Raw genomic sequence first — 23488 nt, forward strand, 5'->3', positions numbered from 1 at the left:
ATGAGCACCATCGCCGTGACCACCTGGTCCCTGGAGCAGACGTCCCCCACCGACCTCCGCCCCGCCGCCGCCCCCGACGGCGACGCGGTCCGGATCGTCCGCTCCACGGTCCCCTCCCCCGAGTTCAGCCGCTTCCTGTACGCCTCGGTGGGCGGTGACATCCGCTGGACCGACCGGCTGGGCTGGAGCCACGCCCGCTGGGAGCAGCACCTGGAGCGGCCGGGTGTGGAGACCTGGGTCGCCTACGACCGGGGCACCCCGGCGGGCTACGTCGAGCTCGAACCGCAGGACGACGGGGTCGTGGAGATCGTCTACTTCGGTCTGCTCCCGGCGTTCCGGGGCCGCCGGATCGGCGGCCACCTGCTCTCGTACGGCGCCGCCCGTGCCTGGGACCTCGCCGAGCGGTGGCCCGAACGGCCGCAGACGAAGCGGGTGTGGGTGCACACCTGCAGCCTGGACGGCGAGCACGCGATGGCGAACTACCAGCGTCGCGGCTTCCGGCTCTTCGACACGAAGACCGAGGAGGAACCGGACGTAACGGCGCCGGGGCCCTGGCCGGGGGCGCATCCGGACACCCGGCCGTAAACACGCCCCGGGCGTGACGCACGACACCTTGTCTCACCATTCAGAATAGATCCGTCCGAATCGCGGACAATGGTGGACTGCCCGGAGATCCGCGTGACACGCTTCCGTCATGTCTGGAACTGGAATTGCCTTGGTGAGTCGGCGGCACGTCGACCTCGGCCGCATGTCCAGCGCCATCTGTCCGGCGGGCTGAGAGCACAGCACCGCCGCGCTTTCCTGTCCAGACCTTCCGTCGCGCAATGTTGCGCACGTATGCCCGCATGCGCCCGCACGCGCAGGTCAGAGCCGCTTCCCCGCCTGTCCCGAAGGACGTATCAACCATGGCCGCCACCCCGCAGAACCCTGCCGCCTCCGCGCCCCGCCGCAAGGTGAGCCGTCACCGCGGTGAGGGTCAGTGGGCTATGGGGCACTACACCCCGCTCAACGGGAACGAGCAGTTCAAGAAGGACGACGACGGTCTCAATGTGCGGACACGCATTGAGACGATCTACTCCAAGCGCGGCTTCGACTCGATCGACCCCAACGACCTGCGCGGCCGTATGCGCTGGTGGGGGCTGTACACCCAGCGCAAGCCCGGCATCGACGGCGGCAAGACCGCCATCCTGGAGCCGGAGGAGCTGGACGACAAGTACTTCATGCTGCGGGTGCGGATCGACGGCGGCCGCCTCACCACCCAGCAGCTGCGGGTGATCGGCGAGATCTCGCAGGAGTTCGCCCGGGGCAGCGCGGACATCACCGACCGGCAGAACATCCAGCTGCACTGGATCCGCATCGAGGACGTTCCGGAGATCTGGAACCGTCTTGAGGCCGTCGGGCTGTCCACCACCGAGGCGTGCGGCGACTGCCCTCGTGTCGTGATCGGCTCGCCGGTCGCCGGTATCGCCGAGGACGAGATCATCGACGGCACCTGGGCCATCGACGAGATCGAGCGGCGGTACATCGGCAGCAAGGAGTTCTCCAACCTGCCCCGCAAGTTCAAGTCCGCGATCTCCGGCTCGCCGCTGCTGGACGTGGTGCACGAGATCAACGACATCGCCTTCGTCGGCGTGGACCACCCCGAGCACGGCCCCGGCTTCGACCTGTGGGTCGGCGGCGGCCTCTCCACCAACCCGAAGATCGGTGTCCGGCTCGGCGCCTGGGTGCCGCTGGCGGAGGTCCCGGACGTCTGGGCCGGCGTGATCGGCATCTTCCGGGACTACGGCTACCGCCGGCTGCGCACCCGCGCCCGCCTGAAGTTCCTCGTCGCCGACTGGGGCCCGGAGAAGTTCCGCCAGGTGCTGGAGGACGAGTACCTCAAGCGCCCGCTCGTCGACGGCCCCGCGCCGGCCCAGCCGCTGCAGCGCTGGCGCGACCACGTCGGTGTGCACCGGCAGCAGGACGGCAACTTCTACGTCGGCTTCGCCCCGCGCGTCGGCCGGGTGGACGGCGCCACCCTTGCGAAGATCGCGGACCTCGCCGAGGCGCACGGCTCGGGCCGGGTGCGCACCACCGTCGAGCAGAAGATGATCATCCTCGATGTCACGGAGGCCCAGGTCGAGTCGCTGGTCGAGGCCCTGGCGGCGCTGGACCTGACCGCCCGGCCGTCCTCCTTCCGGCGCGGCACCATGGCGTGCACCGGCATCGAGTACTGCAAGCTCGCCATCGTCGAGACCAAGCAGCGCGGCAGCTCGCTCATCGACGAGCTGGAGCGCCGCCTGCCGGACTTCGACGAGCCGCTCACCATCAACCTCAACGGCTGCCCCAACGCCTGCGCCCGTATCCAGGTCGCGGACATCGGTCTCAAGGGCCAGCTGGTCCTGAACGACGCGGGCGAGCAGGTCGAGGGCTACCAGGTGCACCTGGGCGGCGCCCTGGGCCTGGAGGCCGGTTTCGGCCGCAAGGTCCGCGGTCTCAAGGTGACCTCGGAGGAGCTGCCCGACTACGTCGAGCGCGTGCTCAAGCGTTTCCAGGCCGAGCGCGAGGCCGGCGAGCGGTTCGCCGCCTGGGCGTCCCGTGCCAGCGAGGAGGCCCTCTCATGAGCGAGCGGGCCGCCCCCTTCTACTGCCCCTACTGCGGTGACGAGGACCTTCGGCCGAGTGAAGCTCTCGAAGGCAGTCACGGTGCCTGGGAATGCGCGGCCTGCAACCGCGCATTCCAGCTGAAGTTCCTCGGGCTGCTCGCCCGGGGGCTGAAGCATTCCGAAGCCGGAGGGGAACAGATATGACCACCGCGCAGGAAGAGCGCACGAGCGAGGAGTTGAAGGCGCTGGCCGAGCAGGCCGGCCGCGAGCTCGAAGACGCCTCCGCCCTGGAGATCCTCCAGTGGGCGGTGGACACCTTCGGCAAGGGCTTCTGTGTGACCTCCTCGATGGAGGACGCGGTGGTGGCCCATCTGGCGTCGCGTGTCCAGAAGGGCGTGGACGTCGTCTTCCTCGACACCGGCTACCACTTCCCGGAGACCATCGGCACCCGGGACGCGGTCGAGGCCGTGATGGACGTCAACGTCATCACGCTCACCCCGCGCCAGACGGTCGCCGAGCAGGACGCCGAGTACGGCCCGAAGCTGCACGACCGCGACCCCGACCTGTGCTGCAAGCTCCGCAAGGTCCAGCCGCTGGAGCGGGGCCTGACCAAGTACGCGGCCTGGGCGACCGGGCTGCGCCGCGACGAGTCCCCGACCCGGGCGAACACCCCGGTGGTCGGCTGGGACGAGAAGCGGCAGAAGGTCAAGATCTCCCCGATCGCCCGCTGGACCCAGGACGACGTGGACGACTACGTCGCCGAGCACGGCGTACTCACCAACCCGCTGCTGATGGACGGCTACGCCTCCGTCGGCTGCGCCCCCTGCACCCGCCGGGTCCTCGACGGCGAGGACGCGCGCGCCGGCCGCTGGGCCGGGCGGGCCAAGACCGAGTGCGGGCTGCACGAATGACGACCACCGCGCCTTCGACGAACTCTACGAATCAGGAGAACACCGTGACGACCGGAGCCACCGTCTGGCTCACGGGTCTGCCGAGCGCCGGCAAGACCACCATCGCGTACGAGCTGGCGGGCCGGCTGCGCGACGAGGGCCACCAGGTCGAGGTGCTCGACGGCGACGAGATCCGCGAGTTCATCTCGGCGGGCCTCGGCTTCAGCCGCGAGGACCGGCACACCAACGTGCAGCGCATCGGCTTCGTCGCCGAGCTGCTGGCGCGCAACGGCGTCAAGGCGCTCGTCCCGGTGATCGCCCCCTACGCGGACAGCCGCGACGCGGTGCGGGGGCGCCACGGCGAGAACGGCACCGCGTATGTCGAGGTGCACGTGGCGACCCCGGTCGACGTCTGCTCCGTACGCGATGTGAAGGGTCTGTACGCCAAGCAGGCCGCCGGTGAGCTGACCGGGCTGACCGGGGTCGACGACCCGTACGAGGAGCCCGAGACGCCCGACCTGCGGATCGAGTCGCAGCACCAGACCGTCGCGGAGTCCGCGGCGGCCGTGCACGCGCTGCTGAGCGAGAAGGGACTGGCATGACGACGACCGTGGCGGCTCACGGGGAGGGCACGGGCACCCCGTACGCCCTGTCCCACCTGGACGCGCTGGAGTCCGAGGCGGTCCACATCTTCCGCGAGGTGGCGGGCGAGTTCGAGCGGCCGGTGATCCTGTTCTCCGGCGGCAAGGACTCCATCGTCATGCTGCACCTGGCGCTCAAGGCGTTCGCCCCGGCGGCGATCCCCTTCTCGCTGCTGCACGTCGACACCGGGCACAACTTCTCCGAGGTCCTGGAGTACCGGGACCGCACGGTGGAGCGGCACGGGCTGCGGCTGCACGTCGCCTCCGTGCAGGACTACATCGACCGCGGCGTGCTGCGCGAGCGCCCGGACGGCGTCCGCAACCCGCTGCAGACCCTCCCCCTGACCGAGAAGATCCAGAGCGAGAAGTTCGACGCGGTCTTCGGCGGCGGCCGCCGGGACGAGGAGAAGGCCCGCGCCAAGGAGCGGGTGTTCTCGCTGCGCGACGAGTTCTCCCAGTGGGACCCGCGCCGCCAGCGCCCCGAGCTGTGGAACCTGTACAACGGCCGGCACGCGCCCGGCGAGCACGTCCGCGTCTTCCCGCTCTCCAACTGGACCGAGCTGGACGTCTGGCAGTACATCGCCCGCGAGGGCATCGAGCTGCCGGAGATCTACTTCGCGCACGAGCGTGAGGTGTTCCGGCGCAACGGCATGTGGCTGACCGCCGGTGAGTGGGGCGGCCCGAAGGACGGCGAGAGCGTCGAGAAGCGCCAGGTGCGCTACCGGACCGTCGGTGACATGTCCTGCACCGGTGCCGTCGACTCCGACGCCGGCACGCTGGACGCCGTGATCGCCGAGATCGCCGCCTCCCGGCTCACCGAGCGCGGCGCCACGCGTGCCGACGACAAGCTCTCCGAGGCCGCGATGGAAGACCGCAAGCGCGAGGGGTACTTCTAACCATGACCACCAGCACCACGGAACTCGGCCTCACCGAGACCACCCTGCTGCGGTTCGCGACCGCGGGCTCCGTCGACGACGGCAAGTCCACCCTGGTCGGGCGGCTGCTGCACGACTCCAAGTCGGTCCTCACCGACCAGCTGGAGGCCGTCGAGCGCGCCTCCGCCTCGCGCGGCCAGGACGCCCCCGACCTCGCCCTGCTGACCGACGGGCTGCGCGCCGAGCGCGAGCAGGGCATCACCATCGACGTGGCCTACCGCTACTTCGCCACCCCGAAGCGCCGGTTCATCCTCGCCGACACCCCCGGGCATGTGCAGTACACCCGGAACATGGTCACCGGCGCCTCCACCGCCGAACTGACCGTGGTCCTGGTCGACGCCCGCAACGGCGTCGTCGAGCAGACCCGCCGGCACGCCGCGATCGCCGCCCTGCTGCGCGTCCCGCACGTGGTGCTCGCCGTCAACAAGATGGACCTGGTCGGCTACCAGGAGTCGATCTTCGCCGGGATCGCCGAGGAGTTCACGGCGTACGCCACCGAGCTGGGCGTCCCGGAGGTCACCGCGATCCCGATCTCGGCGCTCGTCGGCGACAACGTCGTGGAGCCGTCCGCGAACATGGACTGGTACGGCGGCCCGACCGTCCTGGAGCACCTGGAGACCGTACCGGTCAGCCACGACCTGGCGCACTGCCACGCGCGGCTGCCCGTGCAGTACGTGATCCGCCCGCAGACCGCCGAGCACCCCGACTACCGGGGCTACGCAGGCCAGATCGCGGCCGGCACCTTCCACGTCGGCGAGGCGGTCACGGTCCTGCCGTCCGGCCGTACGACGACGATCTCGGGCATCGACCTGCTCGGCAGGCCGGTCGACACGGCGTGGACCACCCAGTCGGTGACCCTGCTGCTCACCGACGACATCGACGTCTCGCGCGGCGACCTGATCGTGCCGACGAAGGACGCCCCGGCGACCACCCAGGACGTCGAAGCGACCGTCTGCCACGTCGCCGACCAGCCGCTGACCGTCGGCCACCGGGTCCTGCTCAAGCACGGCACCCGCACGGTCAAGGCGGTCGTCAAGGACATCCCGTCCCGCCTGACGCTCGACGACCTGTCCCTGCACCCGCACCCGGGACAGCTCGTCGCCAACGACATCGGCCGGGTCAAGATCCGTACCGCCGAGCCGCTGCCGGTCGACTCCTACGCCGACTCGCGCCGCACCGGCTCGTTCATCCTGATCGACCCCGCCGACGGCACCACGCTCACCGCGGGCATGGTCGGCGAGTCGTTCGCCTCCCCCGAGCCGGTCAAGGACGAGACCGAAGACGACGGCTGGGACTTCTGACATGACGATGACCGACGTCTACTCGACGTTCGCGAAGGAGGGCGGCCGCGTCGGCAGCGGCGCCCTCGGCAGCGGGCAGGGCGGGGTGGCCCGATGTGCGTGCTGACGTACGCGCACTGCCTGCGCGCCCTGGCCCCCCACCCGCCGTCCCGGATGCGACGAAGACCTGCCGACCTCCCGGCCACGACCTGAGAGACCGTGACCGCCGGGCCAACGAGAGGAAAGCCTCCCGTGCCTGCCAACCGCTCCCAGCTCCTCCGTCGCGGCATAGCCGCGATCGCCGCACTTCCCCTGCTCACGCTCGCCGCCTGCGGGTACGGGTCGGACTCCGACAAGAGCGACACCACCAAGGTCGCAGCCGGGGCCAAGAAGATCGACGGGCTCGACACCGTCAAGATCGGCTACTTCGGCAACCTGACCCACGCGACCGCGCTGGTCGGCAACCAGAAGGGCTTCTTCCAGAAGGAGCTCGGCGCCACCAAGGCGAAGTACGCGATCTTCAACGCGGGGCCCTCCGAGATCGAGGCGCTCAACTCCGGGTCCATCGACATCGGCTGGATCGGTCCCTCCCCGGCGATCAACGGCTACACCAAGTCCAACGGCACCGACCTGAAGATCATCAGCGGTTCGGCGTCGGGTGGCGTGAAGCTGGTCGTCAACCCGAAGAAGATCAAGTCCCTCAAGGACGTCAAGGGCAAGAAGATCGCGACGCCTCAGCTGGGCAACACGCAGGACGTGGCGTTCCTCAACTGGATCGCCGACCAGGGCTGGAAGGTCGACGCGCAGAGCGGCAAGGGTGACGTCACGGTCGTCCGCACCGACAACAAGATCACCCCGGACGCGTTCAAGGCCGGTTCCATCGACGGCGCCTGGGTGCCGGAGCCGACCGCGTCCAAGCTGGTCGCCGAGGGCGGCAAGGTGCTGCTCGACGAGTCCACGCTGTGGCCCGACAAGAAGTTCGTGATCACGAACATCATCGTGTCGCAGAAGTTCCTCAAGGAGCACCCGAAGGTCGTCGAGGCGGTCCTGAAGGGCTCGGTCGCGACCAACAAGTGGATCAACGCCAACCCGGACGCGGCGAAGACCTCGGCCAACAAGCAGCTGGCGATCGACTCCGGCAAGGCGCTGCCCGACGACGTCCTGAACTCGGCCTGGTCCTCCATCCAGTTCACCGACGACCCGCTGGCCTCCACCCTCAACACCGAGGCCCAGCACGCCGTCAAGGCCGGTCTGCTCACCGACCCGCTGCTGAAGAACATCTACGACCTGACGATCCTCAACAAGGTCCTCAAGGCCGAGGGCGCCAGCACGGTCGACGCCGCCGGTCTCGGCACCAGCTGACCCCGTCCCGACGCGTTCCCAGGAGGTGACGACCATGGCCACGACCACGACGCTCGCCAAGGCCGGCGAGTCGGTCGAGTACGCGGCACGCCTAGAGCATGTCTCGAAGTCCTTCGCGACCCCGGGCGGGCAGCAGCTGGTCCTGGACGACATCAGCCTCGATGTCGCTCCGGGCGAGTTCGTCACCCTCCTGGGGGCCTCGGGCTGCGGCAAGTCCACGCTGCTGAACCTGGTGGCGGGGCTCGACCGGCCCACCGCGGGCTCCATCGCGACGGACGGGCGGCCCGCCCTGATGTTCCAGGAGCACGCCCTGTTCCCGTGGCTCACCGCGGGCAAGAACATCGAACTCGCCCTGAAGCTCAGGGGGGTTCCGAAGCCGGAGCGGCGCGGCAGGGCCGAGGAGCTGCTCGAACTGGTCCGGCTGAAGGGCGCGTACGGCAAGCGCGTCCACGAGCTGTCCGGCGGTATGCGCCAGCGGGCCGCGCTGGCCCGCGCGCTCGCCCAGGAGAGCAGGCTGCTCCTGATGGACGAGCCGTTCTCGGCCCTGGACGCCATCACGCGGGACGTGCTGCACGACGAGCTGACCCGGATCTGGGAGGAGACGGGACTGTCCGTCCTCTTCGTCACGCACAACGTGCGCGAGGCGGTACGGCTCGCCCAGCGGGTGATCCTGCTGTCGTCCCGGCCGGGCCGGATAGCCCGCGAGTGGGAGGTCGGAATACCGCAGCCGCGCCGCATCGAGGACGCGCCGGTGGCCGAACTGTCCCTTGAGATCACCGATGTACTGCGTGGGGAGATCCGCCGTCATGGCCAGCACTGAGACGACATCGGCCAAGGACGCCGGAAGCGTCGAGGCCGGCCTCGACGCCCTGGAGACCACGGCCACCAGCCGCCCCACCTTCCGCCAGACCTTCACCAGCAAGATCCTGCCCCCGATCGTCGCGCTCGCCGTGGTCCTCGTGGTCTGGACGCTGCTCGTACCGGTCGTCGACGACCCGTCCAAGCTGCCCTCGCCGACCGCAGTGGGCGACACGTTCAAGGACGCCTGGCTCAAGGGCGACCTGCTCGGCTACATCTGGACCAGCGTCAGCCGCGGCCTGCTCGGCTTCCTCTTCGCGCTGGTCATCGGCACCCCGCTGGGGCTGCTGGTGGCGCGGGTGAAGTTCGTGCGCGCGGCCATCGGCCCGATCCTGTCCGGCCTCCAGTCGCTGCCGTCCGTGGCCTGGGTGCCGCCGGCCGTGATCTGGCTCGGCCTGAACAACTCCATGATGTACGCCGTGATCCTGCTCGGCGCGGTCCCCTCCATCGCCAACGGTCTCGTCTCCGGCGTCGACCAGGTGCCCCCGCTGTTCCTGCGGGCCGGGCGCACCATGGGCGCGACCGGCGTCAAGGGCATCTGGCACGTCGTGCTGCCGGCGGCGCTGCCCGGTTATGTGGCGGGCCTGAAGCAGGGCTGGGCGTTCTCCTGGCGGTCGCTGATGGCGGCGGAGATCATCGCGAGCTTCCCCGACCTCGGGGTGGGCCTCGGCCAGCTCCTGGAGAACGCGCGCACCGCCAGCGACATGGCCATGGTGTTCGAGGCGATCATCCTGATCCTGTTCGTCGGTATCGCGATCGACCTGCTCATCTTCAGCCCGCTGGAGCGCTGGGTGCTGCGCAGTCGCGGTCTGCTGGTGAAGAGCTGAGGCACATGCGTACGAAGCCCGTTCTCCTCGTCATCGCCCACGGCAGCCGCGATCCGCGGCACGCGGCGACCGTCCACGCCCTGGTGCGCCGGGTACGGTCGCTGCGGCCCGGGCTGCGCGTGGAGACGGGCTTCCTGGACTTCAACATCCCGTCGGTGCACGGGGTGCTGGAGTCGCTCGCGGCGGAGGGCGTCCGGGACGTCGTAGCCCTCCCCCTGCTGCTGACGCGCGCCTTCCACGCCAAGGCGGACATCCCGGCGGTCCTGCGGGACGCGCCGGCGCGGCTGCGCATCCGCCAGGCGGAGGTCCTGGGCCCGTCCCCACTGCTCCTGTCGGCCCTGGAACGGCGCCTGTACGAGGCGGGGCTGTCCCCCGCCGACAAGTCCTCGACCGGGGTCGTACTGGCGGCGGCGGGGTCCAGCGACCCGGAGGCGATCGCGGTGATCGCGGAAACCGCGCGGGAGTGGCGGCGCACCGGCTGGTGCGCGGTGCGGCCCGCGTTCGCCTCCGCGGCCCTCCCTCGCACCGAGGACGCGGTACGGGAGCTGCGGGAGCTGGGCTGTGCCCGGGTGGCCGTGGCGCCGTACGTCCTCGCCCCCGGCTTCCTGCCCGACCGGATAGCCCGGGGCGCGGCGGAGGCGGATGTGCTGGCGGAGGTACTGGGCCCGGCGCCGGAGGTGGCCCGGGTGCTGCTGGAGCGGTACGACGCGGCGCGGCGGCCGGCGCTGGCAGCCGTGGGGGCCTGAGGACGAATCGGGGTTCGCGGTCCGGCGCTCCCCTGTGGCGTCGGACCGCGAACAGCCGGCCTACGGCGGGGCTCTCGCGAGGTTCCCTGCCGTGGCCGGCTCTTACTACTGCGTCGAGTGCGGCGAAGGTGTCACACCTGGGGCTTTACCGGTTCACGTTCCCAACGACTTGTCCTTATTGGGTAGTTGATCGGGTGGACGCGGTGACCGTGGCGGCGGGGCCGACGCCGGCCGCGGTGACCGCGGCGACGGTCACGGTGTAGGCCGTGCCGGGAGTCAGCCCGCCGATCACCCGGAACATGCCCTTGGCCGAGGGCTGGGTGACCAGCACGTCCCGTCCGGTGACGTCGATCGGGGCACGGCCGTCGGAGACGGTCACCCGGTAGCCGGTCACCCTGGCGTCGCCGGTGCCGGTCGGCGGGGTCCAGGCGAGGGTGGCCGCGGTGGCCGATGTGCGGAGCCTGGGGGCGGTCGGTGCGGCCGGGAGGGTGGTCGCGGCGGTCGGGGCCAGCGGCGCCGAGGCGAGCGAGGGGGCGCTCTCGCCCTGGGCGTTGCGGGCGCTGACCGCGACGGTGACGGGGCCGCCCGCGGGGACGCCGAGGTGTACGAGGGCGGTCCGCTTGAACTCGGGCGCGGAGACGCTCTGTTCGGCGACCTGGTGGCCTGTCGCGTCGTAGGCCCGGGCGGTGTAGCCGGTCACCGGTGAACCGCCGTCCGCGAAGGCCGGGTTGAAGGTCACCCACAGCGCGTCGGCGCCGGCCGTGGCGGTCCCGACCCGGGTGGGTGCCTCGGGGACGGAGAGGGCGCCGGTCCTGCGGTCGAGGAGGTACCGGTAGGCGGGCTCCAGTCCCGCGCTGCCGAGGATGTCCGGCGGTACGTCGGACAGTCCCGTCATGATCGTGTTCCCGGTGGTGACCAGTCCCTTGTTGTCGCCGTCGGCGGTGCCCTCCTCCCACCAGTTGCCCTTGACCAGGGTCGGGTCGTTGTTGCCGAGGGCGTCGCGGTAGTCGGTGTGCCGGGAGGCGACGTTGGCGTAGGAGGCGTTGTAGAGGACGTTGCCCTCGACGGTCTCGTAGGTGCAGCCGTTGTCGGTGTAGACGTTCTTGCCCAGGCCCCACTGGTCGTGGATGACGTTCCCGGTGACCTTCTCGCCGTCCGCCATGGAGGTGCCGGTCAGGCCCTGGGTGTAGATGCCGCCGCCGTCGTCGAGCATCTGCATGTAGTCGAAGATCAGGTTGTTCCGTACGGCGTTGTCGTGGCTCGGGTTCGGAGTGGCCGCGTCGCCGATCTTGTCGGGCCAGCCGCCCCAGCCCAGGGAGACGGCCGAGTAGCCGACGTGGTCGATCTGGTTGTGGGCGATGGTGTCGTGCTCGGTGTAGCCGTTGAGGATCGCGACCCCGCCGTGGTACTCGCGGGGCAGCCCGTAGAGGTGGTTGTCCGTCACCTGGACGCCGGAGGCCGGGGTCTGCCCGTCCACTCCGCCGATCTCGACGCCGTTGCCCGAGATGTCGGTGAAGACGCTGCCGCTGACCGTGGAGTCCGCCGACCCCGCCCCCAACTCCAGTCCGGACGCGCCGAGATGGGCGAAGACGTCGTCGGCGAACTCGATGCGCCGCCCGTACGTGAAGGTCACGTTGCCCGGCATCTTCGTCCAGGAGGCGAACGGGCAGGTGCCGCCCGCCACGTACTGGCACAGGCCCTGGGTGGCCCAGCCCTTGTCCCCGGTGATGGTGTAGCCGGCCTGGATCTCGGAGAAGCCCTCGGGGGTGGACGGGGTCAGCCAGGTGGCGTACCCGAACTCGATGCCGCGGAAGGCGATGTCGTGCACGGGCGCGTCCGCCGTGCCCCGCCCCTCGACGAGCTTCTCGGCCGCGGCGGCCTCGACGTCGGCGCCGGCCAGGTGTTCGCCCTTGCGGGGCAGGTAGTAGACCCGGTGGGCGCTCCGGTCGAGGTACCACTCCCCGGGCTGGTCGAGGAGTTCATAGGCGTTCTCGACGTACGACGGTTTGCCGCCGTTGGTGAGTCTGCCCGGGCCGACCATGCTGACGGTGCGGCCGGGGATGTCGGGGAATTCCACCCGCTTGTTGGAGTTGTCCCAGCAGGGCTGGGTCATGGTGATCGTGGTGCCCTCGGCGGCGGCGACGCGGCAGCGCGGCTCGGTCCACTGGCCGAGTCCGTTGCGCTCGATGTTCCAGAGGGCCTCACCGCTGGTGTACACGAACTCGGCGTCGGCGGGGTGCTTCCAGTGGGCGATCGTGTCGGAGGAAGCGGTGTAGCCGGCGGCGGTCTGGGTGAGCGTCACCGGAACGGCTCCGCGGGCCCGTTGCGCCCGCACCCCGTCCACGTACAACTGCCGTGTGTCGCCGAGCCCTTGGGGCGCGGGCGCGGACCACAGCCCGGCCCGGCCCGGCACCCGCTGCCAGCCGGTGACCCGGCGGCCGCCGCTGATCAGGGTGTCGTCGCCACTGCCCTGCCAGATCACCCGGTGGCCGCCCGCGCCGGAGTCGCGGGCGTCGAGGACGAGGGGCTTCGTGCGGCGGTAGGTGCCCGGGGCGAGGTGCACGGTGAGGTCGGCGCTCAGGTGGGCCACCCGGGCCCGGACCAGGTCGCGGGCGCGGTCCAGGGTGCGGACGGGGTGGCGGGCGGTGCCGGCGGCGTGGTCGTCGCCGGCGGGTGAGACGTAGACGTCGGAGGAGGCCGCGGCCCCGGCCGCCGGGGCCGGGCTGGCGAGACCCGGGGTGCCGAGGGCGAGAACGGTGGCGGCGAGGGTGACGAGGGCGGCTCTTCGGTGCGCGGGCATATACCCCTCCCGTGGGATCAGCCGGTACCCAACGCCCGGAAAGGTAGGAGCATTTGGATGCCCGAGTCAATGAAGGGGACCGAAATACCGGAAGCGATCCGGCCAACTCCCTTGATTCATCGGATCGGTACGACCCCTTGACCTTGCCCCCGGGACAAGGCCGAGGATCCGGGCATGGACACCTACCTGAAGCAGACGCCGTACAGCGATCCGGGCGGCCTCGACGTCGGGGACCTGCCCCGTGATCCGCGCGCGCTCACCCGGATCGTCCGCGGGCTGATCGTCCACCGGGCGGAGGGCGGGCGGCTCGGCCACGACATCCCCGAGGAGCGGCTGCGCCACGACGGCGAGTCCCGCTACGTCCGGGAGATCCTGCGCCTGCTGCGCGAGCGCAAGGAGGCCCCGCTGACCGAACCCCGCTCCTTCGACCAGCGGTTCGTCGGGACCTGCCGGGACTTCTCCCTGCTGCTGTGCGCGCTGCTGCGGGCGACCGGGACACCGGCCCGTATCCGGGGCGGCTACGCCACCTACTTCGTCGAGGGCTTCCACGACGACCACTGGGTGACCGAGTACCGGGCGCCCGACGGCGGCCGGCGGCTGGCGGACGCGCAGGTGTCCGCCGGCTTCTACGACGTGCCCTTCGACCCGCTGGACGTGCCCCGGGACCGGTTCGTGGTGGCGGGGCAGGCGTGGCGGGCCTGCCGGGCGGGCGAGGCCGACCCCGGGACGTTCGGGGTGTGGTCCGAACCCGGGCTGCGGGGCCTGTGGCTGGTGCGCCGCAACGTGGTCCTGGACCTCGCCGCCCGGCACGGCACCGAACCGCTGCCCTGGGACGGCTGGGGCCGCCTCGCCGCTCTGGAGGACGGCGCGCCCACGGAGGAGGAGCTGGCGCTGGTCGACGCCGTGGCGGCCGCGGACGACCCCGGCGAGCTGCGCCGCCTGGCCCGGGACCCGCGGCTCGCCGTACCGCGCGAGATCCGGTCGCAGGCCCCCTTCCTCGGCCTGCGGACGGTCACGCTCCCCGCGCCGTGAGCTCCACCAGCTTGACGACCGTGTTCCAGTTCCGGGTGGTGGCGATCAGCCCCTTGTTGATCCGGGGCCGGGCCAGCGCCTCCGCCAGCTTGGAGCGGCCCAGGCCGTCCGGGGCGTACAGGTACAGCGCGCGGTCGCCGAGCCGGAACTCCTCGGGGAGGTGGGCGGCGGGGTCCATGTCCGCGAAGCGTTCCGGACCGACCGGCGCCGAGAAGTAGGTGACGTGCAGCTGCCTGGCCTCCAGCTCGGCGGCCGGGAACGGGCAGGCCTCGGCGACCGCCCGCAGATAGGCGTGGTCGCGGACGAGCACGTCGACGGAGAAGCCGAACCGCTCCTCGATCGCCCTGCCCAGCTCGGCGGCGAGCGACTCCGCGTCCCCGTGGCCGCAGGAGAAGACGGCCTGCCCGCTCTGCAGGTAGGTCTGCACGGAGTCGTGGCCCAGCCCGGTCATCAGCCCGCGCAGGTCGGCCATCGGGAGCTTCTTCCGGCCACCCACGTTGATCCCGCGCAGCAGCGCCGCATACGTCGTCATTCGAACACCTTAGAACGGCCGTCGTGCCCCGTGGGGGTGGGCACGACGGCCGTGCCGGGCAGGCCGGGCTGCCCGAAACTCTGGCCGATCGGACCGGTCCGGATCAACTCCTACACGCACCTGTGACTTGTTCAACAAGGTTTCGCAATCACAAAGAGGACCCCCGTCGTCGGAAGGGACAGCCCTGATGAACACCCCCGAGATGGGGCGATAGATGTAGGGGCCCGACATCCTCCTGGGTGACGACGGCCGGCCGCCGCACTTCACCGGAGAGCACGACGAGTCGCTCTTATCCGGCCCATACCTTCGATTCAGCGAAGGAAGTCGTGAAGAGACCGTGGCGGCCGGGGGCCGTCACCGCACACGAGGGGGCAATCCCGTCATGGGGAACGGAGACACGCGGGTGCGGGGCCTGGCCGCCCGGGCCGGCGGCTGGAGCGCCCGGCACCGCTGGGCCGCCGTCGGCATATGGGTGCTGTTCGTCGTCCTGGCGATGGGACTCGGCTCGGCGGCCGGCCGGGTCGACGTCGACGAGAGCGACCAGCTCAAGGGCGAGACGCACACCGCAGCGAAGATCATCGACGACGCGGGGATCAAGGAACCGGCCGGTGAGACGGTCCTGATCCAGGGCAGGGACGGATCGGTCAAGGCCACGGACGCCGCCTTCAGGGCCGCCGTCGCGGACGTCGTGAAGGCCGTCGACGGCACCGGCAAGGTCACGGACGTCACCTCGCCGTACGACGCCGGGACGATCTCGAAGGACGGCCGCAGCGCGCTGGTCCAGTTCGACATGCGCGGCGACGCGGAGACCGCCGCCGACCGGGTCCAGCCGGTCCTGGACGCGGTGGCGGGGGTGCAGAAGGCGCACGGCACGCTGCGGATCGAGGAGATCGGCGGCGCCAGCATGAACAAGCAGTACGACGACGCCTTCGGCAAGGACTTCCAGCGGGCCGAGTACTCGGCCGTACCGGTGGCCTTCGGCATCCTGCTGATCGCCTTCGGCGCGCTGGTGGCCGCGCTGCTGCCGGTCGGCCTCGCGATCACCGCGATCATGGCGACGATGGGCCTGATGGGCCTCGTCAGCCACCTCCAGCCGATGAGCGACACCGCCAACTCCGTGATGCTGCTGGTCGGCCTGGCGGTCGGTGTCGACTACTGCCTGTTCTACCTCCGCCGGGAACGGGAGGAGCGGGACGCCGGCCGGGACGCGGGCGCCGCGCTCAGGATCGCCGCCGCCACCAGTGGCCGGGCGATCATCGTCTCCGGTGTCACGGTGTGCGTGGCGATGGCGGGCATGCTCTTCACCGGCCTCGCCGAGTTCGAGGCGATGGGCCTGGCCTCCCTGATGGTCGTCGCGGTCGCCATGGTCGGCTCCGTGACGGTGCTCCCCGCGCTGCTCTCGCTCCTCGGCGAGCGGGTCGAGAAGGGCCGGATCCCCTTCCTGCGCCGCCGCAAGCGCACGCAGGGCCCCTCCGAGAGCCGCTTCTGGACGGCGGTCCTGCGGGGCGTCCTCGCCAGGCCGCTGGTCTCCGTGGTCGTCGCGGTCGGTGCCCTGCTCGCGATCGCCGCGCCCGCCCTGGGCATGAAGACCTCGCAGCTCACCCTGGACCAGGAGTTCGGCCACTCGCTGCCGATCGTGGGCACCTACGACCGGCTCAACCAGGCCTTCCCGGGCGGCTCCGAGCCGGCCGAGGTGGTCGTCAAGGCGAAGGACATCAACGCCCCCGAGGTCAGGCAGGCCCTCACCGACTTCCGGGAACGGGCGATCAGTTCGGGCGTCTCGCGCGGCCCGGTCGACATCAAGCTGCACGACGCCCAGAACGTCGCCCTGATCTCCGTGCCGCTGGTCGGCGGCTCCGACATGGACAAGGCCGGCCGGAGCCTGGCGAAGCTGCGCGACGAGGTCCGGCCCGCCACGCTCGGCAAGGTCGACGGAGTCCAGGCCCCGGTGACCGGCAACGTCGCGGGCAACGAGGACTTCAACGACCAGCTGATGGGTTCGGTCGTCCCGGTCTTCGCCTTCGTGGTGGTCTTCGCCTTCCTCCTGATGCTGCTGTCGTTCCGCTCGCTGACGGTCGCGATCACCTCGATCGTGCTCAACCTGCTCTCGGTGGGCGCGGCCTACGGCATCCTCGTCGCCGTCTTCCAGCACGGCTGGGGCGCCTCCCTGGTGGGCGCGGAGGGGGTCGGCGCCATCGTCACCTGGCTGCCGCTGTTCCTCTTCGTGATCCTCTTCGGCCTCTCCATGGACTACCACGTGTTCGTGGTCTCCCGGATCCGCGAGGCCCGGCTGCGCGGCCGGTCCACCCGGGACGCCGTCCAGCACGGGGTCGTCACCACGGCCGGGGTCGTCACCAGCGCCGCCGTCATCATGGTCGCCGTGTTCGCGATCTTCGGCACGCTCTCCATGCAGTCCATGAAGCAGATGGGCGTGGGCCTGGCGGCCGCGGTCCTCATCGACGCGACGGTCATCCGGGGCGTGCTGCTCCCGGCGGTGATGGCACTGCTCGGCGAGCGCAACTGGTACCTGCCCAGCTGGCTGCGGTGGCTGCCCGACCTGACGCACGACGAGTCGCCGGAGCCGGTGGCGCCGGACCGGCACGGCGAGCACGACCGGCTGCCCGTCTAGCGACGCTCTGGCAGCACCCTGCTGGTAACAGCCTCTGACACAGGGTCCGTTGGTCTCCGGGGGAGCCAACGGGCCCTGTCCGTGCGTCTACGACCGCTCAGCGCTGGTAGCGGGCCAGCACCAGGTTGCCGTCCTGCTCCAGCCGACGGCGGAGTTCGTCGATGCCGATGGCGCCGCTGTAGTACTCCTGGAGGGCCGGGGTGGCCACCTTGTCCTTCCACTCCGGGTAGCCCCGGACCGTCTGGGCGGGGGCCGGGCCGAGGTGGGCGGCGAGGGCGGTGCCGGTGGCCCAGCCGTACTTCGCGGTGTGCAGCGCGGGGTCCTTCAGGGCCTGGGTGCCGGTGGGCAGCATCCAGTCGCCGAGGGCGAGCTTGACCATGTTCCCCGGCCGGAGCAGGAAGTCGATGAACTCGGCCGCCTCCTTCTTGTGCGGGCTGTCCTCGGCGACGGACAGCGTCTGCGGGCTGACGCCCTGCGCGAGCCCGTCGGCACCGGCCGGGGCGGGCAGCACCTCCCAGTCGAAGCCCTTGGGCGCCTGCTGGACGATCTGCTGGCGGTAGGAGAAGCCGAGCGGCACCATCGCGTACCTGCCGCCGAAGAAGCCCGGCAGGGTGTCCGAGCCGCCGCTGCCCAGGGTGGAGCCGGGCGCGCTGTGGTCGACGTCCACCTGGTCGTGAACGGTCCGTGGCACGACCTGGTCGGCGGCCTCGAACCGCACGGTCACCCTGCCGTCCGTGTCCCGGTGGAAGAGCCGCCCGCCCGCCGACAGCGACAGGTTGAGCGTGGCCGAGACGGGCTCCTTGAGCGGCCATGCGACGCCGTACTTCCCGCCGCCGCTGAGCCGCTTGGTGATCTGCCGGAACTCCGCCCAGGTCCAGGGGTGTTCGGGGGTGGGTATGCGCACACCGGCCCGGTCGAGCCAGGTGGTGTTGGCGATCAGCACGCGCGGCTCCTGGAGGAAGGGCACGCCGTACACGCCGTCGCCGAACGTCGCGGTGTCCCAACTGCGCTGCGGTATGTCGGACTTCAGGCGGGCCGGCAGCAGATCGGTGAGGTCGGCGAGGTAGCCGCCGTAGGCGAAGTCCGCGAGGTCGTCGGAGGCGTCGTGGATGATGTCCGGGGCCTCGCCACCCTCGAAGGAGGTGAGCAGCTGGTCGTGGACGCTGTCCCAACTTCCCTGGACGTACTCGACCTTGACGTCGGAGTGGGTGGCGTTCCACTCCTTCACCAGCTCCTTGTTGGCGGCCACCGACTCCTCCTGCCAGGCCAGCGACTGGAAGCGGAGGGTGATCGGGCCTTTGCCGTGCCGGGTCCCGGACGTGCATCCCGCGAGCAGCAGGAGGAAGGCGACGACGAGTACCGTGCTGCCTCGGGTCCGCATCAGCTCTTCACCGCCCCGGCCAGCATCCCGCCCGTGATCCGCCGCTGGACCAGCGCGAAGACCAGCAGCGAGGGCAGGGTGGCGAGGAAGGCGGCCGCGGCCAGCGGTCCCAGGTCGGCCACGCCCTCGGCGCCGATGAAGTGGGTGAGGACGACCGGCAGGGTCTGTTTCTCCGGTGTCTTCAGCAGCACCAGCGCGAAGAAGAACTCGTTCCACGCGGTGACGAAGGCGAACAGCCCGGTCGCCACGATCCCCGGCGCCAGCAGCGGCGCCGTCACCGACACCAGCGTCCGCAGCCGCCCGGCCCCGTCCACGGCCGCCGCCTCCTCCAGTTCGACGGGCACCGCCCGGACGTAGCCGACGAGCATCCACAGCGCGAACGGCAGCGCCCACACCACGTACACCAGCACCAGGCCGGACAGGGAGTCGATCAGCCGCAGGTTCTTCAGCACCAGGAACAGCGGGATGATCACCAGCACGAACGGGAAGGCCTGGCTGACCACCACCCAGCCGGTGGCCGCCCGGGAGAGCGCGGTGCGGCGCCGGGCCATGACGTACGCCATCGGGGTCGCGAGGAGTACGGCGATCACGGCGGCACCGAGCGCGGCCAGCAGGGAGTTGAGGCCGGCGCGCAGCAGCGGCTGTTCGTCGAAGGCCTGGCGGAAGTTGTCCAGGGTGGGGTGCCGGGGGATCCAGGTGGGGTGCAGACTCCCCAGCTCCTGCGGGGACTTGAAGGCCGTGGAGAGCAGCCAGAGCAGCGGGAAGGCCAGGAAGACGAGATAGGCGAGCAGGGCCGCGTACTGGCCGACGCGGACTCCGGTGCGGGTCCTCACGCGTCCTCGCCTCCCCGTAGCCGGCCCGCCAGGAAGACGGCCAGGAGCACCGCGATCACGGCGACCATCACGCATCCCATCGCGGCCGCGTACCCGAACTGGCCGTAACGGAAGGCCTCTTCGTAGGCGAACAGCATCGGCAGCCGGGTCCTGCCGCCGGGGCCGCCGTTGGTGAGCACATAGACCAGGGCGAAGGAGTTGAAGTTCCAGATCAGGTTGAGTGCGGTGACGGCCAGGGCGACGGGTCTGAGGGCGGGCCAGGTGACCGTGCGGAAGCGACGCCAGGCGCCCGCGCCGTCCACCGCGGCGGCCTCGTGCAGTTCGCGCGGGGTGTTCTGGAGTCCGGCGAGCAGGGCGACCGTGGTCTGGGGCATCCCGGCCCAGACGCCGACGACGATCACGGCGGGCAGGGCGGTGGCGAGACCGCTCAGCCAGTCCCGGCCGTCGCCGAGCCCGAGGTCGCGCAGGGTCTCGTTCAGAACGCCCGCGTCCGGGTTGTAGACCAGCCGCCACATGATGCCCACCACGACCTCGGGCATCGCCCAGGGGACGATCGCGAGGGCCCGGGCCAGCCAGCGCAGCCGTAACTCCTGGTCGAGGAGGAGGGCCAGGCCGAGCGCGAGCAGGAACTGGGGCACGGTGACGCCGACGGCCCAGACCAGGCCGATCCGGAACGACTCCCAGAAGAGGGTGTCGTGCAGCAGGTCCCGGAAGTTGAGGCCGCCGATCCACCGCGTCGCCGCGGTGCGGCCCGACTGGGCGTCGGTGAACGCCAGCAGGATGCCGTAGAGCAGCGGGCCGACGCTCAGCACGAGGATCGGGATCAGGGCGGGCAGGACCAGGAACCAGGCGCCGCGGTCGGTGACACGTGCGGCGGCCGGCCGCCTCGTACTCGCCGCGTCGGTAACCAATGCCACGTCATCCCCCTTTGCGCGGCCCGGTCGGGCCTGGACATGGTCGTGAAGGCCGGTGGTCCCGTCAAGGCACCGCGCACACCGTCCGACCTCCGTGGATGCGAGACTGACCGCCGGATGGCGAGAAGACGACGCCGTGTGCACCCGCACAGCCACGGGTGCGCGGGCTTCGCTCACGGACACGGAGGCGGACCATGGACGAGGCAAGGGCACGGGACGTACTGGCGGCGGCGGATGTGCTGCCCGGTGCGGCGGCCGGCGCCTCGCTGCTCGCGCTGGGCGAGAACGCGGTGTTCGCCGCAGGAGACCTGGTGGTGAAGGTCGGCCGGGACGCCGAACTCCTCGACCGGGCCCGGCGCGAGCTGGAGATCGCCGGCTGGCTGGCGGAGGCGGACGTACCGGCCGTACGCGCCGCCGAGCCGAAGGCGCGGCTCGTCGAGGGCCACCCGGTGACGGTGTGGCACCGGCTGCCGGATCCGGTGCGGCCGGCCGAGCCGCGCGATCTGGCCGAACTGCTGCGCATCGTGCACGCACTGCCCTCTCCTCCCTTCACCCTGCCGCCCCGCGAGCTGCTGGGCGGTGTGGAGCGCTGGCTGCGGCTGGCCGGCGACACGATCGACTCCGCCGACGCGGCATACCTGCGGGAGCGCCGGGACGGCTTCGCGGCGGCCGCGGCCGCGCTGACGCCCCGTCTGACGCCCGGTCCGATCCATGGGGACGCGCTGCCCCGCAATGTGCACGTCGGGCCCGAGGGGCCGGTGCTGGTGGACCTGGAGACCTTCTCCTCGGACCTGCGCGAGCACGACCTGGTGGTGATGGCGCTGTCCCGGGACCGGTATGGGTTGGGGGCCGAGGCCTACGACTCGTTCACCGAGACCTACGGCTGGGATGTGCGCGAGTGGGAGGGATGCGGCGTGCTGCGCGGAGCCCGGGAGACGGCCAGCTGTGCCTGGGTCGCCCAGCACGCCCCGAGCAACCCGAAGGCACTGACCGAGTTCGAACGACGGGTGACGTCACTGCGGGAGGGCGACGAGTCGGTGCGCTGGTACCCCTTCTGAGGAGCGCCCCGCAGGGGCGCGGGGCTGTGTTGGATCTGCGGCTACCGCCGCGTGGGCGCGACCAGCCCCCACCGGCCTGCGGCCAACAAGCCACGTAACCCGGTACTCAGACCACGTCGGCCAGCTCCCGCAGGGGCCACGCCCCGTCCACCACCGCGTCCGCCTCCCCCTTGCGCCGCAGGAACTGCTGGAAGTCCGCCGCCCACTCCGCGTACCACTCCACCTGCCGCCGGTGCAGCTCCGCCGGACCCAGCGCCGCGATCTTCGGGTGGCGCTCGGCTATCGCGCCGGCCAGCCGCGCCGCGGCGAGCGCGTCGGCGGAGGCGTTGTGGGCGGCGGCGAGAGTGATGCCGTACTCGGCGCAGACCGCTTCGAGGTTGCGCTTGCCGCGCCGGTAGCGGTCGACCCAGCGGTCGATGGTGTACGGGTCGACGACCGGCGCGGGGTCGAGTCCGCCGAGGCGGTCGGAGAGGGACGGCAGTCCGTGGCGGCGCAGTTCCGCCGCGAGGAGGGTGAGGTCGAAGGTCGCGTTGTAGGCGACGACCGGGACGCCCGTCTTCCAGTAGCCGGTGAGGACGTCCGCGAGGGCGTCGGCGACCTGGTCGGCCGGCCGGCCCTCGGCCGCCGCCCGTTCGTTGCTGATGCCGTGCACCGCCACCGCGTCCGCCGGGATCTCCACGCCCGGATCGGCCAGCCACTCGCGGCGGCCCAGTTCCTGCCCGGCCCTGACCTCGATCACGGCCCCCGTGACGATCCGCGCCTCGCGCGGATCCGTACCCGTCGTCTCCAGGTCGAAGCCGATCAGGAGCTCCTGGTGCCAGCCCATGGGCGGCCCCCCTTCTTGGTGGTGCTTTCCCCCAGTGGTCTCCACCCTCGCATGCGCCACTGACAATCAGAGGACCGGCATTCCGCTTATCGCCGCGCGCACATCAGGACACCGGGCGCGAATCCGCCCAAGCCATTTCGAACTCCTCGCGATATGTCGGGAAGAGCCCGGTCTCCACGACGTCGTCCGTCTTGACCACCTTGCTGCCGTTGCGCAGCACCAGCACCGGCGACTCCATGCCCCGCGCGCCGCGCAGGTAGGACTGGATGATCCCGACGCCGTCCGCGCCGTCGCCGTCCACCAGGTAGGCGGAGAAGCGGGGGGTGTCGTCGTACACCTGGATCTCGAAGGCGCCCGGATCGCGCAACCGGGATCGCACCCGGCGCATGTGGAGGATGTTCATCTCGACCGAGCGGGCCAGTTCGCCCCGTTTCATCCCGAGTTCGCGTTCGCGGCGCTTGACCGCGCTGGAGGCGGGGTTGAGGAAGAGGAGGCGGACCCGGCAGCCGGTCTCGGCGAGGCGGACCAGGCGGCGGCCGGAGAAGTTCTGCACGAGCAGGTTGAGGCCGATGCCGGTGGCGTCCAGCCGGCGGGCGCCGCCGAAGAGGTCCTCGGCCGGGAACTGGCGCATCAGGCGGACCCGGTCGGGGTGCACGGCGACCACGTCCGCGTAGCGGTCGCCGACCAGGTCCTCCACCGCGTCCACCGGCAGCCGGCGCGCGGAGGGCACGTCACCGCCCGCGCCGAGCATCTCCAGGAGCCGGGCGGAGGCCCGCTCGGCCTGGTCGAGGACGGCACCGGACAGGGCGCGGTTGCGGGAGACGATGTTGCGGGTCACCTCGAGCTCGTCCAGGGCGAGTTCGACGTCCCGGCGCTCGTCGAAGTACGGCTCGAAGCAGGGCCAGTGCTGGACCATCAGCTCGCGCAGCTGCGGGAGGGTGAGGAAGCTGAGCACGTTGTCGTCGGCGGGGTCCAGCAGATAGCCCTTGCGGCGGCTGACCTCGCGGACGGCGGCGGCCCGCTGGACCCACTCCTGGCCGGCCGGACCGGCCGCGGCGATCACCCAGTCGTCGCCGTGGACGGGTTCGTAGATGGGCCGCAGCACGGCGGCCACGACGGCCCGCATCCGTTGCTCGACGAGGTTCAGCCAGATGTAGGCGCGGCCGGCCCGCTGGGCGCGCGTACGCACCTCGAGCCAGGCGTCGGCGCCCCACTCCAGCTCCGGCCCGATGGAGCCCGTGGCGTCCATCGGCCGGGCCAGGGACACCGCGCCGGGCGGGACGTCTGTGGAGTTCCCCTCGTGACCCTCGTCACCAGGGGGCAGCTCCAGGCCTCCCGAGCCCACCCGTGCACCGCCTTC

General features: G+C 71.3%; 22 protein-coding genes. 15 read left to right on the top strand and 7 right to left on the bottom strand.

The genetic code is table 11. The features are described 5' to 3' along the window. From ACIPSJ_RS34520 to ACIPSJ_RS34575, 12 genes are all read left to right on the top strand, one after another. Complete coding sequence (locus tag ACIPSJ_RS34520) at positions 1–585, top strand: GNAT family N-acetyltransferase (protein ID WP_359219066.1); 585 nt, start codon at positions 1–3, stop codon at positions 583–585. A 109-nt stretch (positions 586–694) separates the two neighbouring features. Beyond that, on the top strand, positions 695–778 hold the full coding sequence (locus ACIPSJ_RS34525) for a putative leader peptide (RefSeq protein WP_309500612.1): 84 nt from the start codon (positions 695–697) through the stop codon (positions 776–778). 127 nt (positions 779–905) lie between these two features. Then, on the top strand, positions 906–2603 hold the full coding sequence (locus tag ACIPSJ_RS34530) for a nitrite/sulfite reductase (RefSeq protein WP_401351662.1): 1698 nt from the start codon (positions 906–908) through the stop codon (positions 2601–2603). Continuing rightward, entirely contained in the window at positions 2600–2788 is a 189-nt protein-coding gene (locus ACIPSJ_RS34535; protein WP_352223108.1) for a hypothetical protein, read from the top strand. The genes ACIPSJ_RS34530 and ACIPSJ_RS34535 overlap by 4 nt, the downstream gene beginning before the upstream one ends. Then, positions 2785–3495 (top strand): phosphoadenylyl-sulfate reductase, encoded by a 711-nt coding sequence (locus ACIPSJ_RS34540; protein ID WP_401351665.1) that lies wholly within the window; start codon positions 2785–2787, stop codon positions 3493–3495. The genes ACIPSJ_RS34535 and ACIPSJ_RS34540 overlap by 4 nt, the downstream gene beginning before the upstream one ends. 44 nt (positions 3496–3539) lie before the next feature. Next, entirely contained in the window at positions 3540–4076 is a 537-nt protein-coding gene (cysC, locus tag ACIPSJ_RS34545; protein WP_355707668.1) for an adenylyl-sulfate kinase, read from the top strand. After that, a complete protein-coding gene (gene cysD / locus ACIPSJ_RS34550; RefSeq protein ID WP_401351668.1) occupies positions 4073–5011 on the top strand; it encodes a sulfate adenylyltransferase subunit CysD in 939 nt (312 codons plus the stop codon). The genes cysC and cysD overlap by 4 nt, the downstream gene beginning before the upstream one ends. 2 nt (positions 5012–5013) lie before the next feature. After that, complete coding sequence (locus tag ACIPSJ_RS34555) at positions 5014–6351, top strand: GTP-binding protein (RefSeq protein ID WP_359224530.1); 1338 nt, start codon at positions 5014–5016, stop codon at positions 6349–6351. 231 nt (positions 6352–6582) lie between these two features. After that, the gene (locus tag ACIPSJ_RS34560) at positions 6583–7692 is read left to right on the top strand and encodes an aliphatic sulfonate ABC transporter substrate-binding protein (RefSeq protein WP_401351671.1); all 1110 of its coding nucleotides are present in this window, start codon (positions 6583–6585) and stop codon (positions 7690–7692) included. Between the two features lie 34 nt (positions 7693–7726). Then, positions 7727–8512 carry an ABC transporter ATP-binding protein gene (locus ACIPSJ_RS34565; RefSeq protein WP_359224534.1) on the top strand — a complete coding sequence of 262 codons (786 nt, stop codon included), beginning with the start codon at positions 7727–7729 and terminating at the stop codon, positions 8510–8512. Continuing rightward, positions 8499–9377: an ABC transporter permease gene (locus ACIPSJ_RS34570; protein WP_401351674.1), complete on the top strand. Its 879-nt coding sequence runs from the start codon at positions 8499–8501 to the stop codon at positions 9375–9377. Before ACIPSJ_RS34565 ends, ACIPSJ_RS34570 begins: the two co-directional genes overlap by 14 nt. Positions 9378–9382: 5 nt before the next feature. Continuing rightward, a complete protein-coding gene (locus ACIPSJ_RS34575; RefSeq protein WP_401351677.1) occupies positions 9383–10123 on the top strand; it encodes a sirohydrochlorin chelatase in 741 nt (246 codons plus the stop codon). A 175-nt stretch (positions 10124–10298) separates the two neighbouring features. Here ACIPSJ_RS34575 and ACIPSJ_RS34580 read toward each other — a convergent pair whose 3' ends face one another. Next, positions 10299–12923, bottom strand: coding sequence for a fibronectin type III domain-containing protein (locus tag ACIPSJ_RS34580; RefSeq protein ID WP_401351680.1), 2625 nt, complete (start codon positions 12921–12923; stop codon positions 10299–10301). A gap of 174 nt (positions 12924–13097) precedes the next feature. On the opposite strand from ACIPSJ_RS34580, the gene ACIPSJ_RS34585 reads away from it, so the two are divergent. Beyond that, entirely contained in the window at positions 13098–13955 is an 858-nt protein-coding gene (locus tag ACIPSJ_RS34585; RefSeq protein WP_401351683.1) for a transglutaminase-like domain-containing protein, read from the top strand. Here ACIPSJ_RS34585 and ACIPSJ_RS34590 read toward each other — a convergent pair. Beyond that, the gene (locus tag ACIPSJ_RS34590; RefSeq protein WP_359224546.1) at positions 13936–14487 is read right to left on the bottom strand and encodes a DUF1697 domain-containing protein; all 552 of its coding nucleotides are present in this window, start codon (positions 14485–14487) and stop codon (positions 13936–13938) included. The genes ACIPSJ_RS34585 and ACIPSJ_RS34590 overlap by 20 nt on opposite strands. Positions 14488–14869: 382 nt before the next feature. Between ACIPSJ_RS34590 and ACIPSJ_RS34595 the strand changes: the two genes are divergently transcribed. Next, positions 14870–17116, top strand: coding sequence for an MMPL family transporter (locus ACIPSJ_RS34595; protein WP_401351686.1), 2247 nt, complete (start codon positions 14870–14872; stop codon positions 17114–17116). A 97-nt stretch (positions 17117–17213) separates the two neighbouring features. On the opposite strand, the gene ACIPSJ_RS34600 is transcribed toward ACIPSJ_RS34595, so the two are convergent. From ACIPSJ_RS34600 to ACIPSJ_RS34610, 3 genes are read right to left on the bottom strand one after another with little or no spacing between them, the layout of a single operon-like run. Continuing rightward, complete coding sequence (locus tag ACIPSJ_RS34600) at positions 17214–18497, bottom strand: ABC transporter substrate-binding protein (RefSeq protein ID WP_401351689.1); 1284 nt, start codon at positions 18495–18497, stop codon at positions 17214–17216. Continuing rightward, positions 18497–19330, bottom strand: a complete 834-nt coding sequence (locus ACIPSJ_RS34605; RefSeq protein ID WP_401351691.1) for a carbohydrate ABC transporter permease — start codon at positions 19328–19330, stop codon at positions 18497–18499. The genes ACIPSJ_RS34600 and ACIPSJ_RS34605 overlap by 1 nt, the downstream gene beginning before the upstream one ends. Then, complete coding sequence (locus ACIPSJ_RS34610) at positions 19327–20247, bottom strand: carbohydrate ABC transporter permease (protein ID WP_401351694.1); 921 nt, start codon at positions 20245–20247, stop codon at positions 19327–19329. The genes ACIPSJ_RS34605 and ACIPSJ_RS34610 overlap by 4 nt, the downstream gene beginning before the upstream one ends. Before the next feature lie 191 nt (positions 20248–20438). Between ACIPSJ_RS34610 and ACIPSJ_RS34615 the strand changes: the two genes are divergently transcribed. After that, the gene (locus ACIPSJ_RS34615) at positions 20439–21302 is read left to right on the top strand and encodes an aminoglycoside phosphotransferase family protein (protein WP_401351696.1); all 864 of its coding nucleotides are present in this window, start codon (positions 20439–20441) and stop codon (positions 21300–21302) included. A 106-nt stretch (positions 21303–21408) separates the two neighbouring features. Here the strand turns inward: ACIPSJ_RS34615 and ACIPSJ_RS34620 are convergent, their stop codons facing one another. Then, a complete protein-coding gene (locus tag ACIPSJ_RS34620) occupies positions 21409–22128 on the bottom strand; it encodes a 3'-5' exonuclease (protein ID WP_359224557.1) in 720 nt (239 codons plus the stop codon). A gap of 103 nt (positions 22129–22231) precedes the next feature. After that, a complete protein-coding gene (locus ACIPSJ_RS34625; protein WP_359224560.1) occupies positions 22232–23473 on the bottom strand; it encodes an SAV2148 family HEPN domain-containing protein in 1242 nt (413 codons plus the stop codon). Positions 23474–23488: the final 15 nt, after the last annotated feature.

The sequence above is a fragment of the Streptomyces sp. NPDC090088 genome (assembly GCF_044747345.1).
Lineage (GTDB): Bacteria > Actinomycetota > Actinomycetes > Streptomycetales > Streptomycetaceae > Streptomyces.